This is a genomic window from Nocardioides speluncae (assembly GCF_003121585.1).
In the GTDB taxonomy this organism is placed as follows: Bacteria; Actinomycetota; Actinomycetes; order Propionibacteriales; family Nocardioidaceae; genus Nocardioides; species Nocardioides speluncae.
Window position 1 is genome coordinate 1 of record NZ_QEOO01000044.1, and the last position, 26,185, is coordinate 26,185.

The window sequence follows — 26,185 nt, forward strand, 5'->3', positions numbered from 1 at the left end:
GTCGCCCGAGGATTCCGCAACTACGACAACTACCGCCTACGCATGCTCCTCGTCGGCGGCGGACTCACCAGCCCCCACCTCAGGTAGGAAGAGCCGGTTCACCCTTGTCTCCTCGGTCCGTCCGGCGAGCGACGGCCGGTTCGTGTTCCGCGGGATCGCGGCCGGGGAGTACCACCTCCGCTCCGACCACCCGGACAAGCACTACGGCAAGTTCGGCCGCACCGTCCGCCTCAGTGCAGGAACGGTGACCACCGCCCACCTGGCAGTGCCCTGGAAGGCGCGGATCTCGGGCACGGTCACCGACGCCGTGACCGGTGAGCCGACGGAGATGACCGTGCGGGTCTCGGTAGGAATCGGCGCACCCGGCTCGATGGCGGCCAATACCGACGACAACGGCAACTACGAGATGTACGTCGCCACCCGAGGCGAGAAGCTGCTGGAGACCGTCTCCCTCACCCACGGGCGCTACGAGCAGCTGCTCACCATCGGCCGGGCCGACCAGGTGGTGGACATCCGGCTCAAGCCCTACGTCCCGGCGGACGTGGTTGGCCTGGTGCGGACCGAGGCTGGCGATCCGGTCGCCGAGCAGTCGGTGAGCCTCCTGGTCGGGCACAACACGATCGCCACTGCCGTCACCGGTGCCGACGGCCGCTATCGCTTTCCCGACGTCGAGCCGGGTAGCTACACGGTGATGATCAGCATGGAAGCCCGGGTGGTGGTCGGGGTCTTCGTGGTCGAGGAGGATTCCGAGGTGGTGGCCGACGACCTGGTCGTCGAGGCCGAGTGAGCATGCCGCTCAGTCGCTGAGCCAGGCGTCGACGCCGGCCAGCAGCGTTGCCTGGAGCGGTGGCGGAGCGGCGGAGGACGTGATCGAGCCGCGGGCCAGCACCGCCAGCTCGGCGTCGGTCAGCCGAAGGGTGTCACGGCAGAGCGCGTACTGGCCGGCCACCCCGACGGCGAACAGCAGCGGGTCGTCGCTGCCGATCGCCACCGGCACGCCGGCCGCGAGCAACGCCCGTACCGGGATCTCGTCGAGTGCGTGCACCCCGAACGGCGGGTATGACGTCGGGCAGAGTTCCAGCGCTACGCCGTGTCCGGCCAGCAGCTCCAAGACCGCCGGGTCGGTGGCTGCCGACGTCCCGTGGCCGACCCGGGTCGCGCCGAGCACCTCGACACAGGCCCGGACCTGGTCCGGTCCGGTGAAGAAGCCGCCGTGTGGGGTGCGCAGCAGGCCGGCGTCGGCGGCGATCCGGAACGCCGGCGCGAAGTCCTCGACCCAGCCGAGCCGCTCGTCGTTGGAGAGCCCGAACCCGGTCACGCCGGCACCGGCGTACCGGGCGGCGAGGCGGGCCAGCATCGTCGCGTGCTCGCCGGAGCGGGCCCAGCTCGACGCGATGACCACACCTATCGGGAGTGGTGCCGCGGCTGCTGCGGCCAGCACCGCTTCGACGACCGCCTCCAATCCGCCGAGCGCCGGTGCGTACGACGTCGGGTCGACCTGCAGCTCGGACCAGCCGCAGCCGTCGGCCGCGTCGTCCTCGGCGGCCTCGCGGACCACCCGGGCGACGTCGTCAGCCGTACGGATGGCGGCTCGCGCGGCGTCGTAGCGGCCTTGGAAGACGGCCCACTCGTGTTGGCCGCCGGTCAGGTCCGCGGGCGGCGGCACCGCGACTCCGTGCCGGGCAGCCAGCTCCTGCAGCGTGGCCGGCCGCATCGCCCCGGTGAGGTGCAGGTGGGACTGGGCCTTCGGCAGCGTCTCGACGGGGCGGGTCGGCACGAAGCCGACCCTACGGCGTCCAGGCCCAAGCGCGGTTGCTCAAGCGTGGCTCCGGGGTCTCCCAGTCGACGCCGCCGAAGGCGATCAACGTCCCGGCGGCCCACACCGCCGCCGTCCCGTCCCGAGGCGCGCCGGCCGGGCGGGGCACCTTGGTCCAGCGGCCGGTGCGGTCGTCGTACAGGTAGCCCCAGCTGACCATCCGGCTGCCCTCGGCGGCGTTCAGACTCCAGCCGCCACTGCCCTCCGCAGGCGCGTCCGGCAGCGAGGCCCAGGTGCCGGTGCCGGGGTCGAGGATGCCGCCGGTCGGGATGCACCGGCCGTAACCGTTGACCTCGCCACCGTCCATGCACCCCAGGTACAACGAGACCAGGCGCTCGCCGGTCCAGTGCCAGCCGCCGTAGCCGCCGAGCATGTCGCTGCGCTCCAGCCGCCGCCAGCTCTCGCCGTCCCAGACCTCGGCCAGCAGGTACGACGGTTTGATCCCGTCGTTGGGCTGGGTCGAGTCGAGGCCGACCACGACGACGCCCTCGGGTGTCGCGGTCACGTAGTGCGATTCCAGCCTCGGCTGGGCCGGGCTGACCGGCAGCGCCGACCAGTCTCCCTTCGCCAAGTCGAGGACCTGCACTGCGATCGGCCCGAGCGTGTAGACCCGACCGTCGTAGGCACTTAGCCTGGCGAGCCCCTCGCCGCGCGCCTTCCCGGGTGGCTCTGGGAGTCCGCGCCAGCGGTCCTCGGAGGTGTCGTACGCGTGCCAAAGACCGTCGTCACCGATGATCACGAGGTTGTCGCCGACCATCGCATGAGGGGTATGCGCCGCAACAGTGACCGGCGCGTCCGCGATCCGGCGCCAGGTTCCGCTAACCGGGTCGTACGCCGCGCCGTCCCGGGCGTACGTCGATGGCTGCGAGCAGTCGGCCCCAGGCGGGCAGAGATTGTCGATCTCGCCGCCGACGAACAGCGCCTCGCTGCCGGTCCAGGCGGCGACCCCGCCGGTCCGCGGCGAGAGCGGCGGCTCGGGCAGCCGGGTCCAGTCGGCGGGCGTGGGCGCTGGGTCGACCTCGTTAGACCCGTCCCAGCGGAGACCGACGGCCACCCCGGCGCAGACCAGCGCGACCCCGGTCGCGACAGCGATGCCGATCCGCCAGTGTCGCTGCCGGCCGCGGCCCCGGTCGCCCTCGCGGAGCGCCCGGCCCGCGTCGCCATGCGGTACGTCGAGCGTGTCCAGCTTGTCTGACAGCCCTTGGCGCAGCGTGTCCTCGATCGTCATCGCGTACTCCCCTCCGGATCGGCCAGCCGCAGCCGCAGCGTCGCCAGGGCGGCCGCGGCCTGCGACTTCACGGTCCCCGGCCGGCAGCCGAGGATGTCGGCGATCTCTCGCTCGGTTAGGTCTTCGTAGTAGCGCAGCACCACCACTGCCCGCTGCCGCGGCGGCAGCGCCGCGACCGCCTGCCAGGTGGCGTCACTGCCCGAGAGAGCCGTGGTCGGGTCGGGCAGCGATCCGTCGGGCGGGGTCGCGGTGGCGACCTCGCGCCGGGTCCAGGACCGGCGGTGCCGGGCCAGAGCCTCATTGATCGCCATCCGGCGCAGGTAGGCCAGCCGGTCGTCGGCGGCCACCACCTTCGGCCAGGCCGCCCAGGCCTTCGCGAACGCCGACTGCAGGGCGTCCTCGGCCAGCTCCCGGTCTCCGGCCACGGCGTACGTCGCCCGGAACAGCCGCGGCCAGGCGGATGCGAACAGCGCCGTGAACTCGGCTTCGTCGCCGATCATCCGGCCTCCTCCCGTTCAGCCCGCTACACCTGACACTCAGATGCTCCCGCGGCGCGGGGAGGTTCGGTCAGCGCTTCAAGGAGTTGATCAGGTCGAGCATGTCGTCGACCAGGCCGCGCACCAGCGGCAGCCGGGTCAGCCGCGCGGTCCGGTCGACCAGCGGAACGGCCTTGTCGATCAGGGTGCGGGTACGGCGCTGGTCCTCGCTGTCGTCGTACACCCAGAACAGCACCACGCCCATGTGCAGCAGCCACAGCAGCTCCGGCATCGCGGCGCGCAGGCCCGGGTTGAGCTTGATGCTGGAGCCGTCCATGACCTTGCGGAACATCTGGATCGCGTCGTCGCGGGCCTGCTGGGACTCCGGGCTGAACGGTGACAGCGGGCTCTGCGGCTCGGCGGCGTTCTTGAAGAACTTGCCGGCGAACTCGTGGTACGGCTCGGCGACCGTCACCCAGGTCTGGAGTACGCCGCTCAGCCGCTCGGCGAACTCGGTCTCCCTGTCCAGGACGGACTCGGCCTCCGTGGCGACGTCGCGCGCCATCCGGTCGTAGAACGCCTGGATCAGGTGTTCCTTGGAGGAGAAGTAGTAGTAGGCGTTGCCGATCGAGACGCCGGCCTCGTCGGCGATCGCGCGCATGGTGGTGCGGTCGTAGCCGCCCGCGCGGAACAGCCGCATCGCGGTGTCCACGATGTTCTGACGGGTCTGCTCAGCCTTCGGCGAGCGGGTCACAGGCTCCGGCGGCACAGTCGTCAGCGTAATCACCCCCGGTCGCAGTAGTCGTGAGCGACCGCAGCCCGGCGGCGGTGTACGCCGCCGCGCGGGCCAGTGGCAGCAGCGCGGGCTGGGCGAGCCGCTCGGCGAGCGCGCGGTGCTTGGCGGTTGCCCACAGGCAGACGACCCATGCGTTCTCCTTGGTCCAGACCGAGCCGTCGTCGCCGACGACGGTGATCTCCTCGAGGCTGCGCCGGTGGTCGAGGCCAGGCAGCCGCAGCTTGGCCTCGGCCGACCCGGCCGGAACCAGGTCGAGCGGCACCAGCTGGAGCTGGCCGATCAACCAGTCCCGGAACCTGGAGCAGAGCGGGCAGCCGGCGTCGTACAGCACGGTCAGCCGGGTGGGTCGGGCGGCGGCCATCGCGGTCACCGTCAGGCCCCGGGGGCGACCGGCGCGGGGCCGCCGGGTGCCGGGAACGGCGGCTGGAACGTCGGCGGGTGCGGAAGGAAGGTCTGCGGCGGGACCGGCGGGGTGCGGAACTTCTCCAGGTGGCTGCGGCGGCGGATCGAGTTGAAGACCCAGACGTTGCAGAAGTGGATCAGCCCCAGCACCAGCGTGACGATGCCGATCTTCACGCTCAGCGTCTCGAACAGCCCGGTGAGGTCGCTGACCGGGTCCTTGACCCGCAGGTAGAGCATCACGAAGCCCAGGTTGATCAGGTAGAAGCCGACCACCAGCAGCTTGTTGACCGCCTCGGCGAGCTCTTCCTTGCCGGTGAAGACGTCGGCAAGGAAGAGCTTCCCGTTGTGCGAGAGCGTGGTGGCGACCCAGATCGTGAGCGGTACGGCGACGAGCAGGTAGGCCACATAGGTGGCGACGGTCCAGTCCATCTCAGACTCCTTTTGAACACGTTCGATTCTCTGATGATGACTGTATACCGAGTTTTGAACAGGTTCAAACCTTTGGGTCAGATCAGACCCATCGCGGCCTGCGCGGCGGCCACCACGGGCGCGGTCACCTGCCGGCAGCGCTCCTCGCCGGCGGCGAACACCGCGCGCACGTGCTCCGGGTCGGCGGCGAGCTCGGCGCAGCTCTTCTGCAGCGGCTCGAGCTCGGCCACCACCGCGTCGGTGACCGCCCGCTTGAGCGCGCCGTACGTCGTGATCCCGGCGGCCGCCTCCGCGCCGGCGCAGGCTTCGAGGATCTCGAGCAGATTGGTCACGCCGGGCTTGGGCTCCCGGTCGCGGCGTACCGCATCCGGAGCGGTGTCGGAGTCGGTCACCGCGCGGGCGACCTTGCGCCGGACCACGTCCGGCGGGTCGACCAGATAGATCACGCCGGGTCCTGACTCGCCGGACTTGGCCATCTTGGCGGTCGGGTCCTGCAGGTCCATCACCCGCGCCGCCACCGGCGGCGTCACGATCTCCGGCACCACGAACACCGGCCCGTACGTCGTGTTGAACCGCTGCGCGATGTCCCGGGTCAGCTCGACGTGCTGGCGCTGGTCGTCGCCCACCGGCACCTGACGGGGCCGGTAGAGCAGGATGTCGGCGGCCATCAGCACCGGGTAGGTGTAGAGCGCGGCCCGGATCGCCTGGTCGCCGGAGCGGGACTTCTCCTTGAACTGGATCATCCTGCTCAGCTCGCCGGTGTACGCCGTCGCCTCGAGCAGGTAGGACAGCTCGGTGTGCGCCGGCACCCGGCTCTGCACGAACAGCGTGCTGCGGTCCAGCCCGACCGCGACCAGCATCGTCGCCAGCTCCTGGCTGAGCGCGCGCAGCCGCCCCGGGTCGTGCCGGACGGTCAGGGCGTGCAGGTCGGCGATGCCGTAGAAGCAGTCGGCGTGCTGGGTGTCTCGCATCGGCCGCAGCGCGCCGAGGTAGTTGCCGAGGGTCAGGTGTCCGGTCGGCTTGAGCAGGCTGAGCCGCACCGCTGGTTGAGGAGGTTGCGCAGCAACCGTCTCGAAACCAAGGTGCGTCCTGGGGTTGGTGTTCATGGTCGTCTCCTGGGAAGTCGAGCCCGGGGACGCGCCGTACGGCGAAATGCAGAACGGCCGCCCTCGGGCGGCCGTTGAGTTGAGTGCTGGTGCGCGCTCGGTCGTGGTCCGCCGGTCAGGCGGGCCACCACTGGAAGCTACGTCGGGTCAGCACGGTGACGAGTGTAGTGGCAGCCGGCCGGGATACATCCGGCGTGTCCGCGCAGAGGCGGATGACCACAAGATCAATCTTGTGGAATCATGTGGGCATGAGTCAGGTAGCGATCAGCGCAGCGCGCTCCCAGCTGGGGGACTTGGTCCGCCGCGCGGCCCACGGTCACGAGACCATCGCCCTCACCGACCACGGGCACGTTGCCGCGCTTCTGGTCTCGCCCACGGTCATTGAGGATCTCGAGGATGCCCTGGCAATCGCAGAGTACGAGCTGAAGAAGCAGCGCGGGACCCTTGAGCCGGCCGTTCCTCATGAAGAGGTCGGTCGGATGCTCGGGCTGCGGTAGGTGATCTACCAGATCTTCTGGGAGCCGGTCGCCACTAACGCGGCGGTGCGCTTCCTTGCCGATGATCCGAGCGGGCTCTCCGCCGTCTACGAGGCGGTCGACGCGCTGGCTGCAGAGCCTCGTCCGCTGGGCTCGGTCCCCTACGGTTCGCTCGATGTACGCCGTCTGCGCGTCGGGCTCTATCGGGTCCTCTACGTCATCGACGACGACGTGATCCGCATCCTTGTCACCCACCTGGGCCGCACGCCCTGAGCCGACCTGGCGGCCCGTGGCGGGTAACGTCGCGCACATGCACGAATGCAGCGGACCGGCGACTGTGGTCTTCGACCAGAGCCTGACCGAGTACGACTTCGGGCCGGCGCATCCGCTGTCGCCGATCCGGGTGGACCTGACGATGCGGCTGGCGGCCGACCTCGGCATCGGGCTGCGTCAGGTGGCGGCACCGGTGGCTGACTGGGATCTGCTGGCGACGGTCCACGACCAGGCGATGCTGGAGGCCGTGGAGCGGGCGAGCACGACGGGCGTCGAGGACCTCGGCTTCGGCCTCGGCTCCGACGACAACCCGATCTTCAAGGACATGCACCACGCCTCGGCCCACGTGGTCGGCGCCAGCGTCGAGGCGTTCCGGCAGGTGTGGAGCGGCGAGTCGCTGCACAGCGCCAATATCACCGGCGGACTGCACCACGCCATGCCGGACCGAGCCAGCGGCTTCTGCATCTACAACGACGTCGGCGTCGGCATCCAGTCGCTGCTCGACCAGGGCGCCACCAAGGTCGCCTACGTCGATGTCGACGTCCACCACGGCGACGGCGTCGAGCGGATCTTCTGGGACGACCCGCGGGTGCTCACGATCTCCCTGCACGAGACCGGCCAGATGCTCTTCCCCGGCACCGGCAACGCCGCCGACGTCGGTGGCGAGGGCGCCGAGGGTACGGCGGTCAATGTCGCGCTGCCGCCGGGCACCAGCGACGGCGGCTGGCTGCGCGCCTTCCATGCCGTCGTACCGCCGCTGCTGCGGGAGTGGCAGCCGGAGATCCTGGTGACCCAGCACGGTTGCGACACCCATGTCGACGACCCGCTCGCGCACCTGATGCTGACCGTGGACGGCCAGCGGACGACGTACCTCGCGCTGCACGACCTCGCCCATGAGCTGTGCGGCGGCAAGTGGGTGGCGACCGGCGGCGGTGGCTACGCGCTGGTGGACGTGGTGCCACGGGCGTGGAGCCACCTGCTCGCCATCGTGGCCGGCCGTCCGATCGACCCGGCGACACCGACGCCGGAGGCGTGGCGCGAGCACGTCCGGAGCAGGCTGGACCGGACCGCGCCGCTGCTGATGACCGACGGTGGGCAGACGCCGGTATGGCGGGACTGGAGCGAGGGTTACGACCCCGACACCTGGCTGGACCGCGCCGTCCACTCCACCCGTAGCGAGGTCTTCCCGCTGCACGGCCTGGATCCGTTCCCGTAGACCTGTCGTCGGCGAACGCAACTCGCCACGCCGAGAATGCGTAGAACTTCCCAATCCACTCTTCCCCACGAGTCACATCAGGCTCTATTCTCACGAGAGAGGGACGCGTTGACACCGGGTGGGGAAGCCTGGGAGCGCGTGCCACCAGAAGGATTCGGTGCACTCATGGCTTCCAGTTCGTCCGGAGACCTCTCCGAGGTGAAGTTCCTGACCGTCGCCGAGGTCGCGTCGATGATGCGGGTCTCGAAGATGACGGTCTACCGGCTCGTCCACAACGGCGACCTGCCTGCGGTCCGGGTCGGCCGATCGTTCCGAGTCGTCGAGGAAGACGTCCACGAGTACGTCAGGAAAAGCTTCTACAACGCGGGCTAATTCTTCGGCTTCGGCCGACGCCGGATAGGCTGTGCCGGTGCCCCCGGTCGGGGGATCCCCGGGGGTGCTGCCTCCGGGCGTTGGCTTTTGAGAGGTACTTTCGTGGGTTCTGTCATCAAGAAGCGCCGCAAGCGCATGGCGAAGAAGAAGCACCGCAAGTTGCTGAAGAAGACTCGCGTCCAGCGTCGCAAGCTCGGCAAGTAAGGCCAGACGGTCGCGATGGGCCGGGATGGGCGGGTCGTTCTCGTCACCGGGGTCTCTCGTGACCTCGGGCGTCGGTTCGCGCGTACCCTCGCCGCCGACCCCTCTGTCGACCGAGTCATCGGCGTCGACGTCGTACCTCCGCGCGGTGACATCGGCGAGGTCTCGTTCGTCCGCGCCGACATCCGCAATCCGATCATCGCCAAGGTGATCGCGAAAGAGGACATCGACACGGTCGTCCACATGAGCGTGATCGCCACGCCCGGCAGCCTCAGCGGCCGGGCGTCGATGAAAGAGCTCAACGTCATCGGCACCATGCAGCTGCTCGCTGCCTGCCAGAAGGCGCCCAACCTGGACACGCTGGTCGTGAAGTCGACCACCACGGTGTACGGCGCGAGCAGCCGCGACCCGGCGATGTTCACCGAGGACATGGGTCCCAAGCGGCAGCCGCGCGCCGGCTACGCCAAGGACGCCGCCGAGGTCGAGGGCTACGTCCGCGGCTTCGCCCGCCGCCGGCCGGACGTCCGGGTCACCATGCTGCGCTGCGCCAACGTGCTCGGCCCGCACGTCGTCAGCCCGATCACGTCGTACTTCCGGCTGCCGGTCGTACCGACCGTGCTCGGCTTCGACCCGCGCCTGCAGTTCCTGCACGAGCGCGACCTGCTCGACGTCCTCACCCACGCGGTCCACAAGGACGTCCACGGAACCTTCAACATCGCCGGCGACGGCGTGATCATGCTCAGCCAGGCGACCCGGCGGCTCGGCCGGGTGACGATCCCGGTGCCGCCGTTCGCGATCAGCAGCCTGGGCTCGCTGTACCGACAGGCGGGCCGCGCCGAGTTCTCGCCCGAACAGGTGGCACTGTTGACGTACGGGCGCGGGGTCGACACCACCCGGATGCGCGAGCTGCTCGACTTCCACCCGACGTACGACACCGCCGAGGCGTTCGCAGACTTCGGTGGCAGCCTGATCCACACCGTGAACCGCCCGGAGCGGATGCTGACCGGGCTCGAAGACGCCCTGACCACTGTGACCACCAGGGGGACCACTCGAGGAGGGGACAATGGGTGACGCCGACGTGATCCCGATCGGGACCCGCGGCCGCCCAGGCCGTGGCTCCCGTAGTGCCCACCCGTCGTCGGCCGCACGCGGCCTGGCGCCCGGCGCCAAGCCGACCCGCGGTCCGGCCGACGAGCCGGAGGTCGAGCAGCCCGACGACGAGTCCGCCGCTACCGAGGGCGAGCAGCCCACGACCGGCATCCCGCTCGGTGACTGGCACGCCGCGCTCAACATCGCCGCCCGCGAGGTCTTCGGCGACCAGTGGGAACGTCGGCTGGCCGAGTTCCTGGCCTTCCTGCGGCACCGCCTGACCGGCGAGTACGCCGTCGACGAGTACGGCTTCGACCGTGAGCTGACTGAGCGGTTCGTGCTGGCGATGATCCGGCCGATCGCCGAGAAGTGGTTCCGGGTCGAGGTCCGCGGCGTCGAGAACATCCCCGCCGACGGCGGCGCGCTGGTGGTCTCGAACCACTCCGGGACGGTCCCGGTCGACGGGCTGGTCACCATGCAGGCGATCCACGACTCCACCGAGCGGTTCCTGCGGCCGCTGGGGGCAGACCTGGTCTTCCGGCTGCCCATGGTCAGCTCGATGGCCCGCAAGACCGGCGCCACGCTGGCCTGCCAGGAGGACGCCGAGCGGATGCTGAACGCCGGCGAGCTGGTCGGTGTCTGGCCCGAGGGCTTCAAGGGGATCGGCAAGCCGTACTCCGAGCGGTACAAGCTGCAGCGGTTCGGCCGCGGTGGCTTCGTGTCCGCCGCGATGCGCACCGGCGTACCCATCGTCCCGGTGTCGGTGGTCGGTGCCGAGGAGATCTATCCGCTGGTCGGCAACGTGCCCTCTCTGGCCCGGCTGCTCGGGGTTCCCTACATCCCCATCACGCCGTTCTTCCCGTGGCTCGGTCCGCTTGGGATGGTGCCGCTGCCGTCGAAGTGGCTGATCGAGTTCGGCGAGCCGATCCGGACCGACGCGTTCGAGGCCGGGGCTGCCGATGATCCGATGCTGGTCTTCAATGTGACGGACCAGGTGCGAGAGGCGATCCAGCAGACGCTCTACTCACTGTTGATGGAGCGGAAGTCGGTTTTCGGCTAGCTGCCGCTGGTTGAGGAGGTCGCTCTGCGACCGTCTCGAAACCAAGGCGGTGTGGGGCTTCTTGGGGGCTCTGGGGGCTCTGGGTTGGGCCGGTGTCGACCGCGCTCGGCCCACCTTCGGGCGCTGCGGCGGCGCGTCGGCCGCGCTCTGTTTGTTGTGGTACTTCGCCGCTTGCGGCCGCCGCGGCCAAGCCGCTTGACGCTGCCCGAAGGTAACCCGAGCACGGCCGACACCGGCCCTACTGCGGCGCGTGGCTGGGCGGGGTTGTTTGGGTTCTAGCGGAGGGTGGCGCGCTTGCCGGTGAGGCCGCCTAGGAGGCCGCCTAGGGTGCTGCCAACGCCTTCGACGATGGTGGCCAGGGGGCTGTCCTCGGGGGTGGAGGGGTCGCCGTCGCCTACTACAGCGTCGGTGAGGTCCTTGACCGGGTTGCTGGGCAGCTGGGGGAGGCCGCCGGTGGGGTCGTCGGGGTCGATCGGGTCGGTGGGCAGTCCCGGGTCGGGGTTGTCCGGGTTCGACGGGTCGTCGGGGTCGGACGGGTTGTCGCCGGGGCCGGGCTGCTCGTCGGTGGGTGGCTGGCCGCCCGCGTCGGGGTGGGTGTCGGCGGGCTTGGTCGGCTGCTTGCCGGGGGTGTTCGGGAAGGTGACGAACGACTGGTTGATCGGGGCGTCGGGGCTGGCCCCGGTGAGGAAGATCAGGGGCAGGTCGAGTGCGGCCGGGCCCTCGCAGGTCGGGCAGGCGCTGCGCGCGGCGTCGTCGATCCGGGTCAGGGCGCGGGCGGCTTCCTTGAGCTCGTCGTGTGCGCGGTCGGGCACGATCAGGTCGAGTGCCTCGAGGGTGGCCATGCTGTCGGCGACGAACGTGCGGACGCTGCCGATCTCGGAGGTGTCGCCGGTGGCGGCGTACTCGTCCAGCAGCAGTTCCGAGCCGCGCTCGGCCTGCTCGGTGAACGCGTCGAGCGTGCCGGGAACCCGGGCGTCGGCCGCGGCCGTCCCGCGCTGCGAGAGGTCGCTGACCTCGCTGAGGCGGGCGCTGGCGTTCTCCAGCTCGGCGCGGCCACGGGCCTCGTCGGAGAAGCGGATGCCGGACTGGGCGTCCTCGAGGACGCGCTTGATCGGGTAGAGAGCGTCGCCCGGCAGCGCGGACTGAGCGGCGACGGCCATCGAGGTCGAGGCGCCGACGATCGCGATGCCGGCCGCGGCGGTAGCGAGCCGACGCTGGCCGCGGCTGTGCCGGCGGACCGGGAGGGTGAGCTCGCGATCGACGTTGATCAGCGCGGTGTCGGCCTCGGCCATCAGGGCGGCACGGAGGTCGGCGGCGAACTCGGGGCGCGGGCCGACGTCGGGCAGATCCTTGAGGTCGGACACCAGGACCACCAGGTCGCCGTACCGCGCATCGTGCCTGCCGGTGGTGCGGCCGTCGACCAAAGCGTCGAACTCCGCAGCGCGTCGTCGCGCGGGAATCAACGAGGTCATTGTGGTAGTCCTGTCCAGGTCGGGCGGCAGCGCTGGAGACCCCCCGGGGCCAACGCTTCAGATGCCAACTGCGCGTCCAACGACCGGACAGCACCGGAAGTTACGCGAGAACGGGGTGTGATGTGCGGTTTGTGCATCAGTCTCGCCACCCCTTCGGCATCAGCTTGGCGAGGTTGCGTACGCCGCGGAGTTGGAGCTGCTTGACCGCGCCCTCGCTGCGGCCCAGCACCGAGGCGGTCTCGGCGATGCTCATCCCTTGTAGAAACCGCATCACCAGGCAGTCCTGCTGCTCGGCCGGCAGGTCCTTCAGCGCGGTCAGCAGCGCCTGGTTGGTGAGCGAGGCGAGCACCGTGGTCTCCGGGCCCTCGGTGGAGGCATCGTGGATGCCCATGTCCTCGGTGGTCCGCTCCAGGCGGGTCCGGCCGGCCTTGAAGTGGTCGGTGGTGAGGTTGCGGGCGATGGTCATCAGCCAGGCGCCGAAGTCCTTGCCCTGCCAGCGGAAGTTGTTCATGCTCCGCAGCGCCCGGAAGAAGGTCTCCGAGGCGAGGTCCTCGGCCAGCGTCGTGGAGCGGGTCCGGTAGTAGAGGAACCGGTAGACCGACTGGTGGTAGTGGTCGTAGAGGAGCCCGAAGGCCTCCTTGTCGCCCTTGCGGGCCAGCTCGACCAGCGCGATCAGCCGCTCCCGCTCGGCCTGGTCCTCCTCGGAGGAGGCGGCGAGGTCGGTGTCGTCGTACCCGTCGGGTCCGCCGATGTCGGCCGTCGTCGTCTGGCGTGCGGACTCGGTGAACGCCGGCCCATGGGGGCCGGTGGCGAGAGCAGGCACGACTCCCTCAGAGAGCAGCACCTCGAGCACGGCGGCGCGAAGCGTGGCAAAGCCTCGCGCTGTCTCGCGCAGTGGGTGTCCCATTCAATGCCCTCCCGTGTGGCCCTCTCCCATTGAGCCGGGCTACAGGATAGGTCCGCTATCGAGCAATGTGAACAGTCAATAGTCGAAACCTGGTCAAATCACGATAACCACACAATGTGGACATGGCGACCCCCTAGCTCGGCGTGTGTCCGCCAAGTGAGTCTCGTGGGTGAGCCTGGGCGTCCGATTTCAGGACATGCGAGCGGTAGTCCTGCCACTCCTGCCAGGAAATTTCTGCCGCCGCACTGTCCAGAAATCCTCCATCTCCGGTCGCGATCGCGGGTCAGGGACGCTTGCGGCCGCGCAGCGCGACCGCCGCCGCCACCCCGCCGCCGACCGCGCCGGCGACACCGCTGGCGATCAGGCCCGCGCGGGCCGCCTTGCGTCCGGTCCGGTAGTCGCGGACCCGCCAGCCCGCGGCCCGCGCGTGCTCGCGCAGCTTGCGGTCGGGGTTGATCGCGCACGGCTCGCCGACCAGGCTCAGCATCGGCAGGTCGTTGTGGGAGTCGGAGTACGCCGCGCACCTGGACAGGTCCAGGCCCTCACGGGCGGCCAGCGCCTTGACCGCCTCGGCCTTCGCGGGGCCGTGCAGCAGGTCGCCGATCAGCCGGCCGGTGTAGACGCCGTTCTCGTGTTCGGCGACGGTGCCGAGCGCGCCGGTCAGCCCGAGCCGGCGGGCGATCAGGTGCGCCAGCTCGATCGGCGCCGCGGTGACCAGCCAGACCCGCTGGCCCTGATCGAGGTGCAGCTGGGCGAGGGCGCGGGTGCCGGGCCAGATCCGGTGCGCCATGCCCTCGTCGAAGATCTCCTCGCCCAGCTCCTCGAGCTCGGCGACGGTGTGGCCGGCGATGAAGCCGAGCGCCTCGGCGCGCGCCTTCTCGACGTGCTCGGGGTCCTCGACGCCCGCCAGCCGGAAGTAGGCCTGCTTGTAGGCGCCGCTGAGGATGTCGCGGGTGGTCAGGAACTTGCGCTTGTGCAGCCCCCGGGCCAGGTGGAAGATGCTCGCGCCCTGCATCACGGTGTTGTCGACGTCGAAGAACGCCGCCGCGGTCGGGTCCGCCGGGGTGTCCAGCGCCGACTCCACCTCCGCCGACGCCGCCGACGCCTCCCCGGCAAGCTTCGAGCGCTGCTGGAGGTCGAGCCGGCGAGCCGCGGGGCGCTTGCGGCCAGGGGACGGTGGCGTCACGGCGACCAGCCTATTGCGCCGACCCGGCCCTTATTGACCTCCCCCGCTGCGCTCCTCTGGTCAATAGGGCCGGGTCGGCGCATAGGATCGAATCCATGTCTTCTGCGGAGACCCACGCGTCCGACGTGGCCGCCCTCCTCACGCTGGCCGCCGAGGCGGAGCCAGACCGGGTCGCCCTCGCCGAGACGGGCGGCCGCGAGCTGACCTGGCGCGAGCTCGACGAGGAGGTACGCCGGGTGGCCACCGGCCTCCGCGCCGCCGGCGTGATCGCGGGCTACCGGGTGCTGATCGCGGTCGGGAACCGGGTCGAGTTCGTCACCACCTACCTCGGCACCCAACGCGCCCGGGTGGTCGCCGTACCCGTCAACCCAGGGTCGAGCGTCTCCGAGCTGGCCCGGATGATCGCCGACTCCGGGTCGCGGATGGTGGTCGCGGACGCGGACACCGTGACCCGGGTGCGGGAAGCCGTCGACCTGGTCGGCGCGGCCCTGGCCGGGGTCGAGACCGAGCTCGCGGCCGAGCTGCTGAAGCGGGCGGTGGTCCCGCGGGTGGTCGTGGCCGGCGCCACGCTGAAGCCGGGGGAGCGGTCCTACGACCACCTCATCGCCGGCCTCGGTGCGCCGGAGCCGGTCCGGGTGGACCCCGAGGCGCTCGCAGTCCTCCTCTACACCAGCGGCACCTCCGGCCGGCCGCGGGCGGCGATGCTCAGCCACCGGGCGCTGCTGGCCAACATCGAGCAGGTCGCCGCGGTCGAGCCGCACATGATCGGCCGCGACGACACCGTGCTCGGCGTGCTCCCGCTGTTCCATGTCTACGGGCTCAACGCCGTCCTCGGCAGCGTCCTGCGGCACCGCGCCAAGCTGATGCTGGCCGAGCGCTTCGACCCGCAGGGCACCCTCGACCTGGTCGGCGCGGAGGGCTGCACGGTGCTGCCGGTCGCCCCGCCGGTGTTCGGCTACTGGCTCCCCGAGCCCGATCTGCGCGACCGGCTGGCCGGGGTGCGGCTGGTGCTGTCCGGCTCGGCGCCGCTGGCGGGCGAGGTGGTCGAGGAGTTCGCCACAAGGACCGGGATCGCCGTACACCAGGGCTACGGGCTCACCGAGGCGGCGCCGGCGGTGACCAGCACCCTGTGCAGCAAGGCGCCCATCTCCGGCAGCGTCGGCGCGGCGTTGCCCGGCGTCGAGATCCGGCTGGCCGGCGACTCCGGCGACTCCGGTGGAGAGGCGCACGACGAGGATCCCGGCGAGATCGAGCTGCGCGGCCCGAACCTGTTCAGCGGCTACTGGCCAGACGGCGGCGGCGGGCCCGGCGCGGACGGCTGGTGGTCGACCGGCGACGTCGGCTACCGCAACGGCGACGGCGACCTGTTCCTCGTCGACCGGCTCAAGGAGCTGGTGATCGTGTCCGGGTTCAACGTCTACCCGATCGAGGTCGAGGACGTGATCCGCGAGGTGCCGGGCGTCGTCGACGCCGCGGTTATCGGCGTGTCCGACCCGTCGACGGGGGAAGCGGTGGTCGCCTACGTCACCGCCGACCGCGACGCGGCCGAGGTCGAGGAGGAGGTACGCCGGCACTGCGAGGCCCGGCTGGCCCGGTTCAAGCAGCCGTCCGCGGTCAACGTGGTCGCCGAGCTGCCACTCACCGTCACCGGCAAGGTCCAGAAGGGCCGGCTCCGTGCCGTCGAGCGGCGGCGCGTCCTGGGGCTGCTCGACGCCGACCCGGACGACCGATGACGTCCACGACAGGGCCCCGGGTCACCCTCTACTCCCGCCCCGGCTGCCACCTCTGCGAGGACGCCCGGGCGGTCATCGAGAAGGTCTGCGCCGAGGTCGGGACGTCGTACACCGAGGTCGACATCGACCAGGACCCCGCCCTGCAGCGCAAGTACGGCGAGGAGATCCCGGTGACCTTCGTCGACGGCCGCCAGCACGACTTCTGGCGGGTCGACGAGAACCGGCTGCGGGCGGCGTTGGGGGCAGATTCACTAGGTACCTAGTGAATCTGTCCCAGCCCACGAGAAGTTTCCGACGGGGAGGGACAGTTTCACTAGGTACCTAGTGAAACTGCCGCCTTCCACCACCACCCAGGCCCCCGCGCGCCGTGGGAAAAGTCACTTGTGATAGCCGAGGGCTTCGTCAGTTTGTTCTGTCGTTCACAAACCTCCTACAGTGGCTGGGCCGCAGGAAAAAGCCCTCCGGGACGAGGCTGGGCTGCTGCGGCTAGTGGAGACGAGAGCAGTGACTGCACGGACACCCGCGGACGACGCCCCTGATGGGGTGGTGCACGTCGATGGTGTCGCCGGGCGCCCGCAGGGCCGCGAGAGCGGACGCGAGATCCCCGAGGCGACGGTGGCGCGGCTTCCGATCTACCTGCGCGCGCTCACCTCGCTCGCCGACCAGGGCACCGACACCTGCTCCAGCGAGGACCTCGCCGCGGCGGCCGGCGTCAACAGCGCCAAGCTCCGCAAGGACCTGTCCTACCTGGGCTCCTATGGCACCCGCGGCGTCGGGTACGACGTCGCCTACCTCCGCTACCAGATCGCGCGCGAGATCGGGCTGACCCAGGACTGGCCGGTCATCATCGTCGGCATCGGAAACCTCGGGCACGCGCTCGCCAACTTCTCCGGCTTCCGCTCCCGCGGCTTCTCGGTGGTCGCGCTGCTGGATGCCGACCCGCAGCGTCACGACGAGCTGGTCGCCGGCCTGCCGGTGCGCCCGTTCGACGACCTCGAGCGGATCGTGGCCGGGCAGGGCGTCTCGATCGGCGTTATCGCGACGCCGGCGGTCGCCGCCCAGGACGTCGCCGACAAGCTGGTCGCCTGCGGGATCACCAGCATCTTGAACTTTGCCCCAACCGTGATCAACGTTCCTGACGGAGTCGACGTCAGAAAGGTAGATCTGTCGATCGAGCTTCAGATCCTCGCCTACCACGAGCAGCGGAAGGCGATCCCGGCGACCGCCGCTGACGGCGGTCTGGACGAGGAGGTCACCGCATGAGCGTGCTGGTCCTCGGGGTATCCCACAAGACGGCGCCGGTCGACGTACTCGAGCGGCTCGCCCTCGACGGCGACGGCGTCACCAAGCTGATCGCCGACGTGCTCGCGGGCGAGCACGTCACCGAGGCGGCGGCGCTGGCGACCTGCAACCGGCTCGAGGTGTACGCCGACGTCGCGCGCTTCCACGGCAGCGTCGAGGAGATCTCCCGGCTGCTGCTCGACCGCGCCACCGACGCGGATGGCGCCAAGCTTCTCAAGCACGTCTACGTGCACTACGACGACGGTGCGGTCTCCCACCTGTTCCAGGTGGCGTCCGGGCTGGACTCGATGGTGGTCGGCGAGGGCCAGATCCTCGGTCAGGTCCGCGAGTCGCTGCGGGTCGGTCAGGAGATGGGGAGCGTCGGCCCGGCCCTGAACTCGCTGTTCCAGCAGGCGCTGCGGGTCGGCAAGCGGGTGCACGCCGAGACCGACATCGACCGCGCCGCTCCCTCGCTGGTCACCGCCGCGCTCGACCGCGCCGTCACCCACGTCGGCCCGGTCAGCGGCAAGCACGTCGTGGTGATCGGCGCCGGCGCGATGGCGTCGCTGGCGATCTCGACCGTGTCCCGGCTCGGCGCCGCCGACATCACCGTGGTCAACCGCTCCGCGTCCAACGCCGACCGCCTGGCCAGCGAGTACGCCGCCCGCTCGGTCGGGCTGTCCGCGCTGACCCAGCAGGTCGGGCCGGCCGACATCGTGATCTCCTGCACCGGCGCCTCGGGCGTGGTGCTGACCCGCGACCAGCTCGCGGCCGCACGCACCGACCGGAGCCAGCCGGTCGCCGTCCTCGACCTCGCACTGCCGCACGACGTCGAGAAGTCCGCGGCCGACCTGCCCGGCGTCCGGCTGATCGGGCTGCGCACCCTCGCCGAGGAGCTGCGCGACTCAGATGCCGCCCGCGAGGTCGGCGACGTCCGCCAGATCGTGGCCCAGGAGGTCGCGTCGTTCGTCGCGGCCCGGCACCAGGCCAGCGTCACCCCGACCGTGGTCGCGCTGCGCACCATGGCCACCGGTGTAGTCGACGCCGAGATCGAGCGGCTGATGAGCCGGCTGCCCGACCTCGACCCGGTTGCCCGTGAAGAGGTCATCTGGGCGATCCGCCGGGTCGCCGACAAGCTGCTCCACCAGCCGACCGTCCGGGTCAAGGAGTTGGCCAACGAGACCGGCGCGGTGACCTACGCCGAGGCGCTGGCCGAGCTGTTCGCGCTCGACCCGGAGGCCGTCGAGGCCGTGACCAGGGCGGACGGGCTGCCATGACCGACGTTCTGAGGATCGGCACCCGCAAGTCCGTGCTCGCTCGCACCCAGTCCGGTCTGGTCGCGGAGCTGGTCCGCGCCAAGCTCGGGTACGCCGTCGAGCTGGTCGACGTGACCACCGAGGGCGACGTCAACCAGGCGCCGCTCGCGACCATGGGTGGCACCGGCGTCTTCGTCAGTGCCCTCCGCGACGCGCTGCTGCGCGGCGACGTCGACATCGCCGTGCACTCGCTCAAGGACCTCCCGACGTACCCCCAAGAGGGGATCACCCTGGCCGCCGTACCCCAGCGCGAGGACCCGCGCGACGTGGTGGTGGCCCGCGACGGCCTGACCCTCGGCGAGCTGCCCGCCGGCAGCGTCGTCGGCACCGGCTCACCGCGCCGGGTCGCCCAGCTCATGGCCCTCGGCCTCGGCCTGGAGATCGTCGGCGTCCGCGGCAACGTCGACACGCGGATCGGCAAGGTCACCTCCGGCGAGCTGGACGCGGTCATCCTCGCCCAGGCCGGCCTGGCGCGGCTCGGCCGCGCCGACGAGGCCACCGAGGTGCTCGACCCGCTGCAGATGCTCCCGGCTCCCGGCCAGGGTGCGCTCGCGGTCGAGTGCCGCAGCGCCGACGCCGAGCTCGCGAAGGCGCTGGCCGACGCGCTCGAGGACCCCGCAACCCGGGCCGCTGTCGAGGCCGAGCGAGCGGTGCTCGCGACGCTCGAGGCCGGCTGCTCCGCCCCGCTCGGCGCCCTCGCGGAGGTCGTCGACGGTGGGGACGGGGACGAGATCTGGATCCGTGCCGTGGCGCTGTCGTACGACGGCGCGCTCACGGTTCGCATGTCCACGACGGGCTCACCCGACGACCCGGTCGGAGTAGGGCGGCGTCTCGCCGAGCAGATGCTCGACGACGGCGCCAGCAGTTTGATCGAACGCAGCTCAATCGATTTGGCGAGAAGGCAGCAGGGATGACACAACGCAAGACCAGCAGCCCATCCACCCCGCCGCAGGCGCCCTCACAGGTGCGCGGCTGGGTGTCGTTCGTCGGCAGCGGCCCCGGTGACCCCGGTCTGCTGACGGTGCGCGCCGTCGAGCTGCTCCGCGACGCAGAGATCGTGGTGACCGAGCTCCCCGAGCACGCCGAGCTGGTGCGCTCGGTGCTCGGCCTTCCGGCGCCGGTCGAGAGCGAGGAGCCGGGCGAGCCGACCGAGTCGGACGGCCCAGAGTTCGTCGACGGCGGCTTCGGTGAGGACGGCCAGCCGCTGACCCACGCCGCGCGCGCCAAGGTCGTGGTCCGCCAGGCCAAGAAGGGCCGCCGCGTGGTCCGCCTGATGTCGGGCGACCCGTTCGTCTACGCGTCCGGTCCGGAGGAGGCGCAGGCCTGCGCCAAGGCCGAGATCGGCTTCGAGATCGTGCCGGGCGTCTCATCGGTGACCGCGGTCCCGGCGTACGCCGGCATCCCGCTGACCACCAAGAACAACCGCGAGGTCGCGGTCGTGACCTGCGGCGAGCAGCGGATCGACTGGGAGCAGTACGCCGACGACCGGACCCTGGTCCTGCTGTCCGGCGTCGGCTCGATCGGCGAGACCGCCAAGGCGCTGATCGCCGCCGGCCGCTCGCCCGAGACCCCGGTCGCGATGACCCAGGTCGGCACCACGACCTCGCAGGCCACGGTCACCTCCACGCTGGAGAACATCGCTGCCGACGCCCGCGCCGCGCGGATCAACCCGCCGGCGATCACGGTCATCGGCACTGTCGTGAACCTGCGCGAGACCCTGTCGTGGTTCGAGACCAAGCCGCTGTTCGGCTGGCGGGTGCTGGTGCCGCGTACCAAGGAGCAGGCCGGTTCGCTGTCGGCCCGGCTCCGTGGCTACGGCTCGGTGCCCGAGGAGGTGCCGACCATCTCGGTCGAGCCACCCCGCAACCCGCTACAGATGGACAAGGCCGTGCGCGGCCTGGTCGAGGGCCGCTACGAGTGGATCGCGTTCACCTCGGTCAACGCGGTCAAGGCGGTCCGTGAGAAGTTCGAGGAGTACGGCCTGGACGCCCGCGCGTTCTCCGGCCTGAAGATCGCCGCGGTCGGCGACAAGACCGCCGCGTCGATCGCCGCGTGGGGCCTGCGGGCGGACCTGGTGCCGTCGGGCGAGCAGTCCGCGGCCGGGCTGCTGGCCGACTGGCCGCCGTACGACGAGGTGCTGGACCCGATCAACCGGGTCTTCCTCCCGCGCGCCGACATCGCAACCGAGAACCTCGTGGCCGGCCTGATCGACCTGGGCTGGGAGTGCGACGACGTCACGGCGTACCGGACCGTGCGGGCCACCCCGCCGCCGGCGCCGACCCGCGACGCGATCAAGACCGGCAAGTTCGACGCGGTCGTGTTCACCTCGTCCTCGACGGTGCGCAACCTGGTCGGCATCGCCGGCAAGCCGCACCCGTCGACGGTGATCGCCTGCATCGGCCCGGCCACCGCGAAGACCGCCGAGGAGCACGGCCTCCGGGTCGACGTACTTGCTCCGGAGCCGTCGGTCGAGCTGCTGGTCGACGCGCTCGCCGACTTCGGTGCCGCGCGCCGGGCGTCGCTGATCGAGTCCGGCCAGCCAGTCACCAAGCCGTCCGAGCGGAAGCCGTCCACCCGCCGGAAGGCAACCTCGAGTTAACAGTGCTCTGAGAGGATCGGGTAATGGAGAACCCCGTCATCCGCCCGCGGCGGCTGCGGCGGACGCCCGCGCTGCGGCGACTGGTCGCCGAGACCGCGGTCGCGCCCCGGCAGCTGATCCTGCCTGTGTTCGTGCGGGAGGGGATCACCGAGCCGCAGGCGATCTCCTCGATGCCCGGCGTCTACCAGCACACCCGTGACTCGCTGCGGAAGGTGGTCTCGGAGGCCGCGCACCTCGGCCTCGGCGGGGTCATGCTCTTCGGCATCCCGGAGCAGAAGGACGCAGTCGGCTCCGGCGCGGTCGACCCGGCGGGCATCCTCAACGTCGCCATCGCCGACGTCGCCGCCGAGGTCGGCGACGCGCTGCCGGTGATGGCCGACCTGTGCATCGACGAGTTCACCGATCACGGTCACTGCGGAGTCCTCGCCGCCGACGGCACCGTCGACAACGACGCCACGCTCGAGGTGTACGCCGAGATGGCGCGGGCGCAGGCGGCTGCCGGCGTCCACCTGGTCGGTACGAGCGGGATGATGGACGGCCAGGTCGCGGTGGCGCGCACCGCGCTCGACGGCGCCGGCCACACCGACGTCTCGATCCTGGCCTACTCCACGAAGTACGCATCGGCCTTCTACGGGCCTTTCCGGGAGGCGGTGGGGTCCTCGCTCATCGGCGACCGCCGTACCTATCAGCAGGACCCTGCCAACGCGCGAGAGGGCGTCCGGGAGGCGCTGCTGGACGTCGAGCAGGGCGCCGACATCGTGATGGTGAAGCCGGCGCTGGGCTTCCTCGACGTGGTCCGCCAGGTGCGCGACGCGGTCGACGTGCCGGTCGCGGCGTACAACATCTCGGGTGAGTACTCGATGGTCGAAGCCGCAGCCGCCAACGGCTGGATCGACCGAGAAGCTGCCATCGTCGAGACGCTGACCTCGATCCACCGCGCGGGCGCGGACGTTATCTTGACCTACTGGGCAGCCGAGGCTGTCCGGCTCCTCCACGACCGCTGACGAACGCTCGGCGCCGATGTCTGCGGCTCCGGCGTGCTCGCTTCCCGCTCACTGACGTCAGCGAGCGGACTTGTACGAAGGTGCACACGAGCACCAGCAGAACGGCAACGGCGAGTAACGCGACCTCGATCATCTCAACTCGCCGCTGAGGATCCTGACACAAACGGAGACCCAGTTCTCTGCTGCCTGCTCAGGGAGTCTGTCTTTGAGCAAGCCCTCAAGCAAGTCCATCGCACGGTCCCATCTCTGGTGTGCGGGATGGTAGGCGCCGTCGTACCACTCTCGCCATGCCGCGAGGTCCAGACGCGGATCAGGCTCACGGCCCTGGCATCTCTCCACGACCACGAACGTGTTGAGGGCATCCCGTGCATGTCGAACCAGGTCATCGTCGGCATCGCAGCTTGATGGAACTGACACCTGCTGAAGGATCTCAACCATCGTGACTCCTATCGCACGCCAGGTAGATTAGATACGCATCTATCATTAGATACGTATCTAATCCTGTCAATGGAAGAGCGTGGATGCGGGCGTCGATCGTTCCCTTAGCTGGCGCCTACGCTTGGCCTCGACCGACGTGAAGGATGTGGCATGGGCCAACCGCTCTACCGAAGGGTCGCCGATGGCATTCGGGAGGCAATCGTTCGCGGCGACTATCCGCCCGGATCACTGATCCCGAAGGAGCCGGAGCTTGCCGACCGGTTCGGAGTGTCGCGGTCGGTGGTGAGACAGGCTGTGGCGGAGCTTCGGATGGAGGGTCTGGTCGATCCGGTGCGCAAACGCGGCACCGTCGTCAGAGAGCGCCCGGTACGGCTGGCGCTTTCCCGCTATGCCGCCACACTCCGTTCGGAGAACGTTGCGGGCCCTTGGGAAACGGCTTGCGCAGCGCAGGACCTGGAGGGCCGGACGGAGGTGGACCATGTGGAGGTACAGCACGCAGACGATGAACTCGCAGCGCGTCTTGGTATCGAGGTCGGTGGCGAGGTTGTCTACCGCCGTCGGCACATGTGGATTGACGATCAGCTGGCTCAGATTCAGCATTCGTGGTTGCCGCTCGAATTGGCTGCTGGCACGCCTATCGCGAGCCCCGACAAGGTCGATGGCGGAATCTATGCCGCCTTGGCCGCGGCCGGGCACGAACCGGCGTCGGTCACCGAGTCGGTCACTGCGCGGGTCTTGGCCGACGACGAGGTTGCGGCAATGAGGGTTCCGAAGACGACGCCTGCGCTGATCCTAGAGCGGCTCACGCTCGACGAATCTCGAGCCCCGCTTGAGTTCTTGCGTTCGGTGATCCTCGCCGAGCGGGCCGTTCTGCTCTATGAGGACCTGCCAATCAGCCCGTTGTGAGCGGCTGAGTTCGTCAGGGCTGTGCGGGCTGCGCGAGCAGGTCGGCCAGGCAGGTCGCCAGCGCCGCGTCGTCGTACGGCTCGGTCGCGGCCGAGAAGCAGGTCGTCTCCGCCGCCTCCGCGTCAGCAGCGCTCGCTCCTGCCAGGACGGCCAGCAGGTCGGCCCGCGCGGCCTCGTCGAGCCGCGCGAGCAGGTCGCCGGTCAGCGTGCCCGACACCGCCCGGTCCTCACCGGTCGGGCTGGGGCTCGGGCTGGGGCTCGGGGACGCCGGCGGACTGGTCGGCGATTCGGTGGGGGTGTCCGTCGGGTCGGTCGGCGCGGTGGGTGACGACGGGTCGGACGGTTCCGAGGGGTCGGTCGGCACCGGCGGCACCGTCGGCTCGCCGGGATTGGCCGGATCGATCGGGGGCTTGGTCGGCTGCGTCGGGTCCGTGGGGTCGGTCGGGTGCGGGTCGCTCGGCTCGTGAGTGTCCGGAGGCACCACCGGCTCCGCCACCAGGTCGGGGTTCTCCTCCTGGACCTGGTGGACGGCCTGCACGATCAGGTCGACCTGCTCCTCGGCGGGCGTCGGGTTCCAGTGTGCCGGGACCGGGTCACCGGGCTGCGGGGTGGCGGACGGTGGCGTGGTCCCGTAGTCGCCGCTCTGGTAGGCCTCGAGCAGCGCGAGCACCACGTCGGCGTACTCGTCGGAGTGGTTGTAGCGCAGCACCGCCGTCCGCTGGCCCTCCGGCTTGGCCAGGCTTCCGGAGCCCGCGCAGAGGTAGACGGCCGCGCCCAGCGCCGCGTCGTCGACGTCCTGCGGGTTGCGCAGCTTGTCGCCGTCGGCGTCCACGCCCACCGCCGACCAGGTCGACGGGATGAACTGCATCGGGCCGACCGCGCGGTCGTGCACCGTGTCGCCGTCGAGCTTGCCGCGGTCGGTGTCGAGGATCCGGCTGGTGTTGCGGTTGCCGTCCAGGGCGATGCCGATGATCGAGGGGCGGGCCACGCCGTTGGCGTCGAGCCGGCTGCCGCCGTACGTGCCGTGGTGGGACTCGACGCGGCCGATGGCCGCGAGCAGCTCCCACGGCAGCTTGCAGGACTTGTCGGCGTGGTTGATCACCGTCGCCGCGCGCTGGTACGCCGCGAGTGCCGGGGTCGGAATGTCGGTGGGCGACACCGAGGTCGCGGAGATCGGCTGGCCGCGGAGACCGGGCGGCGCCGCGGAGATGCCGGGGTCGAGATCGGACTCGCTGGCGGGTACGTCGAGAGGCTGGTCTGGGACAACGGTCCCGGGAGCGGGGGCAGTCGGGGGCTTCGGTCGGATGTTGGCGGAGACGACCGACACACCGGACCCGGTGAGCCCGAACGCGCAGAACGTCGACAACGCCACCAGCGGCACCACCGCTGTGGCCTTGTCTATCCACATCGATCTCGAACTCGCCATGCTTCCCCTCGTCATCGCATGCTCAGGGACCAGTTGATCATGCCCCCCAAACCCTGTGCAGTGCAAAGGCCGAAATAGGCCTGTTTGCCGCCCGATCGGGCAGTACTGATACCCATCAGAGCACCTTGGTCATCCCTGGAGAGGAGCGCCGGTGTACGACGTGGATACGGCCGGCGAACCTATGCTGAAGGCCGTGGCGAGCAGCGACGGGACCCAGATATCGCTGCCCGGACTGGCCCGCTACCTCCTGATCCGGAGTTCCGGCGCAACCGCTGAGGGGCGTCGCCTCGTGGCCGGCATCGTGGGCCCGCCCGCCGCCGGGAAATCGAGGCTGGCCGGGCGGCTGCGCGAGGAGGTCAACCGCCGCGCGGGCCGCGTTGTTGCCGAGATCGCGCCGATGGACGGCTTCCACCTGCCCAACGAGACTCTCGACGCGGCCGGCAGCCGGGCCCGCAAGGGCGAGCCGGACACCTTCGACGCCGTCGGGTACGCCGAGCTGCTGGCGCGGGTACGCGGGTCGGTCGGGGAGACCGTCGGCTGGCCGACCTTCGACCGTGGGCTGGACGCACCGGTGCCGGCCGGGGTGAGCTTCGGGCCCGTGACCACCATCGTGATCACCGAGGGCAACTACCTGCTGCTCCCCGATGGTCCGTGGGCCGCCGTGCGCGGGCTGCTGGACGTCGCGTGGTACCTCGACGTGGACGCGGAGAGGTTGCGGCCACGGCTCCTGAGGCGCCACGTCCGTGGCGGCCGCACCCCGGACGACGCCGCGATCAAGGCCGACGCCAGTGACCTGCAGAACGCCGTACTCATCGCCGGCACCCGGCATCGCGCCGACGTCGTGCTGCGCCCGGCCGAGGGGCGGTTCTATTGCCGGGCGGTTTCACTAGGTACCTGTAACTATTCAGGTCATCGGCGTGCCTGACTGCTTGGTCGTGGGGCGGGAAGTGAGGATGTTGATGTTCGTGACCGGCGTC

Annotated in this window: 29 protein-coding genes; 17 read left to right on the plus strand and 12 right to left on the minus strand. The window is 70.5% G+C overall.

The window, feature by feature from the left end; translation table 11 throughout:
* Positions 1-787 (plus strand): MSCRAMM family protein (locus DDV73_RS23970; protein ID WP_206051072.1); only part of this gene is annotated, 787 nt, incomplete at its 5' end.
* Positions 788-796: 9 nt separating this feature from the next.
* Here the strand turns inward: DDV73_RS23970 and add are convergent.
* From add to trpS, 7 genes are all read right to left on the minus strand, one after another.
* Positions 797-1,777, minus strand: a complete 981-nt coding sequence (gene add, locus DDV73_RS23975) for an adenosine deaminase (RefSeq protein WP_240617447.1) — start codon at positions 1,775-1,777, stop codon at positions 797-799.
* Between the two features lie 10 nt (positions 1,778-1,787).
* Positions 1,788-3,044, minus strand: a complete 1,257-nt coding sequence (locus DDV73_RS23980) for a Kelch repeat-containing protein (RefSeq protein WP_109509803.1) — start codon at positions 3,042-3,044, stop codon at positions 1,788-1,790.
* Positions 3,041-3,544 (minus strand): SigE family RNA polymerase sigma factor, encoded by a 504-nt coding sequence (locus tag DDV73_RS23985; protein WP_109509804.1) that lies wholly within the window; start codon positions 3,542-3,544, stop codon positions 3,041-3,043. Before DDV73_RS23985 ends, DDV73_RS23980 begins: the two co-directional genes overlap by 4 nt.
* 67 nt (positions 3,545-3,611) lie before the next feature.
* Positions 3,612-4,289 carry a TetR/AcrR family transcriptional regulator gene (locus DDV73_RS23990; RefSeq protein ID WP_240617448.1) on the minus strand — a complete coding sequence of 226 codons (678 nt, stop codon included), beginning with the start codon at positions 4,287-4,289 and terminating at the stop codon, positions 3,612-3,614.
* A complete protein-coding gene (locus DDV73_RS23995; protein WP_109509826.1) occupies positions 4,252-4,677 on the minus strand; it encodes a thiol-disulfide oxidoreductase DCC family protein in 426 nt (141 codons plus the stop codon). Before DDV73_RS23995 ends, DDV73_RS23990 begins: the two co-directional genes overlap by 38 nt.
* Positions 4,678-4,688: 11 nt before the next feature.
* Positions 4,689-5,147, minus strand: coding sequence for a hypothetical protein (locus DDV73_RS24000; RefSeq protein WP_109509805.1), 459 nt, complete (start codon positions 5,145-5,147; stop codon positions 4,689-4,691).
* 77 nt (positions 5,148-5,224) lie between these two features.
* A complete protein-coding gene (gene trpS, locus DDV73_RS24005; protein ID WP_109509806.1) occupies positions 5,225-6,253 on the minus strand; it encodes a tryptophan--tRNA ligase in 1,029 nt (342 codons plus the stop codon).
* Between the two features lie 248 nt (positions 6,254-6,501).
* Here trpS and DDV73_RS24010 point away from each other — a divergent pair, with 248 nt between their 5' ends.
* The 7 genes from DDV73_RS24010 to DDV73_RS24040 all read left to right on the plus strand — a co-directional run bounded on the left by DDV73_RS24010 (position 6,502) and on the right by DDV73_RS24040 (position 10,940).
* Positions 6,502-6,750 (plus strand): type II toxin-antitoxin system Phd/YefM family antitoxin, encoded by a 249-nt coding sequence (locus DDV73_RS24010; protein WP_109509807.1) that lies wholly within the window; start codon positions 6,502-6,504, stop codon positions 6,748-6,750.
* Positions 6,751-7,002 (plus strand): type II toxin-antitoxin system RelE family toxin, encoded by a 252-nt coding sequence (locus tag DDV73_RS24015; protein ID WP_109509808.1) that lies wholly within the window; start codon positions 6,751-6,753, stop codon positions 7,000-7,002.
* A gap of 37 nt (positions 7,003-7,039) precedes the next feature.
* Positions 7,040-8,218, plus strand: coding sequence for an acetoin utilization protein AcuC (locus tag DDV73_RS24020; protein ID WP_109509809.1), 1,179 nt, complete (start codon positions 7,040-7,042; stop codon positions 8,216-8,218).
* A gap of 165 nt (positions 8,219-8,383) precedes the next feature.
* Entirely contained in the window at positions 8,384-8,590 is a 207-nt protein-coding gene (locus tag DDV73_RS24025) for a helix-turn-helix domain-containing protein (protein ID WP_109509810.1), read from the plus strand.
* 102 nt (positions 8,591-8,692) lie between these two features.
* A complete protein-coding gene (locus DDV73_RS24030) occupies positions 8,693-8,794 on the plus strand; it encodes a 30S ribosomal protein bS22 (protein ID WP_008356322.1) in 102 nt (33 codons plus the stop codon).
* Positions 8,795-8,809: 15 nt separating this feature from the next.
* Positions 8,810-9,862 carry an NAD-dependent epimerase/dehydratase family protein gene (locus DDV73_RS24035; protein WP_109509811.1) on the plus strand — a complete coding sequence of 351 codons (1,053 nt, stop codon included), beginning with the start codon at positions 8,810-8,812 and terminating at the stop codon, positions 9,860-9,862.
* Complete coding sequence (locus tag DDV73_RS24040) at positions 9,855-10,940, plus strand: lysophospholipid acyltransferase family protein (RefSeq protein WP_109509812.1); 1,086 nt, start codon at positions 9,855-9,857, stop codon at positions 10,938-10,940. The genes DDV73_RS24035 and DDV73_RS24040 overlap by 8 nt, the downstream gene beginning before the upstream one ends.
* A 275-nt stretch (positions 10,941-11,215) precedes the next feature.
* Here the strand turns inward: DDV73_RS24040 and DDV73_RS24045 are convergent, their stop codons facing one another.
* The 3 genes from DDV73_RS24045 to DDV73_RS24055 all read right to left on the minus strand — a co-directional run bounded on the left by DDV73_RS24045 (position 11,216) and on the right by DDV73_RS24055 (position 14,505).
* Positions 11,216-12,412, minus strand: a complete 1,197-nt coding sequence (locus DDV73_RS24045) for a DUF5667 domain-containing protein (RefSeq protein ID WP_154402886.1) — start codon at positions 12,410-12,412, stop codon at positions 11,216-11,218.
* A 136-nt stretch (positions 12,413-12,548) separates the two neighbouring features.
* Complete coding sequence (locus DDV73_RS24050) at positions 12,549-13,319, minus strand: sigma-70 family RNA polymerase sigma factor (protein ID WP_109509814.1); 771 nt, start codon at positions 13,317-13,319, stop codon at positions 12,549-12,551.
* A gap of 283 nt (positions 13,320-13,602) precedes the next feature.
* Complete coding sequence (locus tag DDV73_RS24055) at positions 13,603-14,505, minus strand: HAD family hydrolase (RefSeq protein WP_109509815.1); 903 nt, start codon at positions 14,503-14,505, stop codon at positions 13,603-13,605.
* Between the two features lie 95 nt (positions 14,506-14,600).
* Between DDV73_RS24055 and DDV73_RS24060 the strand changes: the two genes are divergently transcribed.
* From DDV73_RS24060 to hemB, 7 genes are all read left to right on the plus strand, one after another.
* Positions 14,601-16,238: a class I adenylate-forming enzyme family protein gene (locus DDV73_RS24060; protein ID WP_109509816.1), complete on the plus strand. Its 1,638-nt coding sequence runs from the start codon at positions 14,601-14,603 to the stop codon at positions 16,236-16,238.
* Positions 16,235-16,501, plus strand: coding sequence for a glutaredoxin family protein (locus tag DDV73_RS24065; protein ID WP_109509817.1), 267 nt, complete (start codon positions 16,235-16,237; stop codon positions 16,499-16,501). The genes DDV73_RS24060 and DDV73_RS24065 overlap by 4 nt, the downstream gene beginning before the upstream one ends.
* A 283-nt stretch (positions 16,502-16,784) precedes the next feature.
* On the plus strand, positions 16,785-17,501 hold the full coding sequence (locus DDV73_RS24070) for a redox-sensing transcriptional repressor Rex (protein ID WP_109509827.1): 717 nt from the start codon (positions 16,785-16,787) through the stop codon (positions 17,499-17,501).
* Entirely contained in the window at positions 17,498-18,796 is a 1,299-nt protein-coding gene (locus tag DDV73_RS24075) for a glutamyl-tRNA reductase (protein WP_109509818.1), read from the plus strand. Before DDV73_RS24070 ends, DDV73_RS24075 begins: the two co-directional genes overlap by 4 nt.
* Entirely contained in the window at positions 18,793-19,749 is a 957-nt protein-coding gene (gene hemC / locus DDV73_RS24080; protein ID WP_109509819.1) for a hydroxymethylbilane synthase, read from the plus strand. Before DDV73_RS24075 ends, hemC begins: the two co-directional genes overlap by 4 nt.
* Positions 19,746-21,434 (plus strand): bifunctional uroporphyrinogen-III C-methyltransferase/uroporphyrinogen-III synthase, encoded by a 1,689-nt coding sequence (locus DDV73_RS24085; protein WP_109509820.1) that lies wholly within the window; start codon positions 19,746-19,748, stop codon positions 21,432-21,434. Before hemC ends, DDV73_RS24085 begins: the two co-directional genes overlap by 4 nt.
* Before the next feature lie 23 nt (positions 21,435-21,457).
* The gene (gene hemB, locus DDV73_RS24090) at positions 21,458-22,438 is read left to right on the plus strand and encodes a porphobilinogen synthase (protein ID WP_109509821.1); all 981 of its coding nucleotides are present in this window, start codon (positions 21,458-21,460) and stop codon (positions 22,436-22,438) included.
* A gap of 129 nt (positions 22,439-22,567) precedes the next feature.
* Here hemB and DDV73_RS28125 read toward each other — a convergent pair whose 3' ends face one another.
* Positions 22,568-22,876, minus strand: coding sequence for a hypothetical protein (locus DDV73_RS28125; RefSeq protein ID WP_154402887.1), 309 nt, complete (start codon positions 22,874-22,876; stop codon positions 22,568-22,570).
* Between the two features lie 150 nt (positions 22,877-23,026).
* Here DDV73_RS28125 and DDV73_RS24095 point away from each other — a divergent pair, with 150 nt between their 5' ends.
* Positions 23,027-23,782, plus strand: coding sequence for a GntR family transcriptional regulator (locus tag DDV73_RS24095; protein WP_109509822.1), 756 nt, complete (start codon positions 23,027-23,029; stop codon positions 23,780-23,782).
* Between the two features lie 13 nt (positions 23,783-23,795).
* Here DDV73_RS24095 and DDV73_RS29385 read toward each other — a convergent pair whose 3' ends face one another.
* A complete protein-coding gene (locus DDV73_RS29385) occupies positions 23,796-25,208 on the minus strand; it encodes a lytic transglycosylase domain-containing protein (RefSeq protein ID WP_240617449.1) in 1,413 nt (470 codons plus the stop codon).
* Positions 25,209-25,401: 193 nt separating this feature from the next.
* Here DDV73_RS29385 and DDV73_RS24110 point away from each other — a divergent pair, with 193 nt between their 5' ends.
* The gene (locus DDV73_RS24110; protein WP_240617450.1) at positions 25,402-26,133 is read left to right on the plus strand and encodes a nucleoside/nucleotide kinase family protein; all 732 of its coding nucleotides are present in this window, start codon (positions 25,402-25,404) and stop codon (positions 26,131-26,133) included.
* Positions 26,134-26,185: the final 52 nt, after the last annotated feature.

Bases quoted from the DNA above. Each gene is read 5' to 3' on its own strand.
- DDV73_RS24060 (WP_109509816.1), top strand. From the start codon at position 14,601: ATGTCTTCTGCGGAGACCCACGCGTCCGACGTGGCCGCCCTCCTCACG.
- DDV73_RS24010 (WP_109509807.1), top strand. From the start codon at position 6,502: ATGAGTCAGGTAGCGATCAGCGCAGCGCGCTCCCAGCTGGGGGACTTG.
- DDV73_RS28125 (WP_154402887.1), bottom strand. From the start codon at position 22,876: ATGGTTGAGATCCTTCAGCAGGTGTCAGTTCCATCAAGCTGCGATGCC.
- trpS (WP_109509806.1), bottom strand. From the start codon at position 6,253: ATGAACACCAACCCCAGGACGCACCTTGGTTTCGAGACGGTTGCTGCG.
- DDV73_RS24035 (WP_109509811.1), top strand. From the start codon at position 8,810: ATGGGCCGGGATGGGCGGGTCGTTCTCGTCACCGGGGTCTCTCGTGAC.
- DDV73_RS29385 (WP_240617449.1), bottom strand. From the start codon at position 25,208: ATGGCGAGTTCGAGATCGATGTGGATAGACAAGGCCACAGCGGTGGTG.
- DDV73_RS24065 (WP_109509817.1), top strand. From the start codon at position 16,235: ATGACGTCCACGACAGGGCCCCGGGTCACCCTCTACTCCCGCCCCGGC.
- DDV73_RS24000 (WP_109509805.1), bottom strand. From the start codon at position 5,147: ATGGACTGGACCGTCGCCACCTATGTGGCCTACCTGCTCGTCGCCGTA.
- DDV73_RS24095 (WP_109509822.1), top strand. From the start codon at position 23,027: ATGGGCCAACCGCTCTACCGAAGGGTCGCCGATGGCATTCGGGAGGCA.
- hemB (WP_109509821.1), top strand. From the start codon at position 21,458: ATGGAGAACCCCGTCATCCGCCCGCGGCGGCTGCGGCGGACGCCCGCG.
- DDV73_RS24050 (WP_109509814.1), bottom strand. From the start codon at position 13,319: ATGGGACACCCACTGCGCGAGACAGCGCGAGGCTTTGCCACGCTTCGC.
- hemC (WP_109509819.1), top strand. From the start codon at position 18,793: ATGACCGACGTTCTGAGGATCGGCACCCGCAAGTCCGTGCTCGCTCGC.
- DDV73_RS24085 (WP_109509820.1), top strand. From the start codon at position 19,746: ATGACACAACGCAAGACCAGCAGCCCATCCACCCCGCCGCAGGCGCCC.
- DDV73_RS24025 (WP_109509810.1), top strand. From the start codon at position 8,384: ATGGCTTCCAGTTCGTCCGGAGACCTCTCCGAGGTGAAGTTCCTGACC.
- DDV73_RS24040 (WP_109509812.1), top strand. From the start codon at position 9,855: ATGGGTGACGCCGACGTGATCCCGATCGGGACCCGCGGCCGCCCAGGC.
- DDV73_RS24045 (WP_154402886.1), bottom strand. From the start codon at position 12,412: ATGACCTCGTTGATTCCCGCGCGACGACGCGCTGCGGAGTTCGACGCT.
- DDV73_RS23985 (WP_109509804.1), bottom strand. From the start codon at position 3,544: ATGATCGGCGACGAAGCCGAGTTCACGGCGCTGTTCGCATCCGCCTGG.
- DDV73_RS23980 (WP_109509803.1), bottom strand. From the start codon at position 3,044: ATGACGATCGAGGACACGCTGCGCCAAGGGCTGTCAGACAAGCTGGAC.
- DDV73_RS23995 (WP_109509826.1), bottom strand. From the start codon at position 4,677: ATGGCCGCCGCCCGACCCACCCGGCTGACCGTGCTGTACGACGCCGGC.
- DDV73_RS24075 (WP_109509818.1), top strand. From the start codon at position 17,498: ATGAGCGTGCTGGTCCTCGGGGTATCCCACAAGACGGCGCCGGTCGAC.
- DDV73_RS24020 (WP_109509809.1), top strand. From the start codon at position 7,040: ATGCACGAATGCAGCGGACCGGCGACTGTGGTCTTCGACCAGAGCCTG.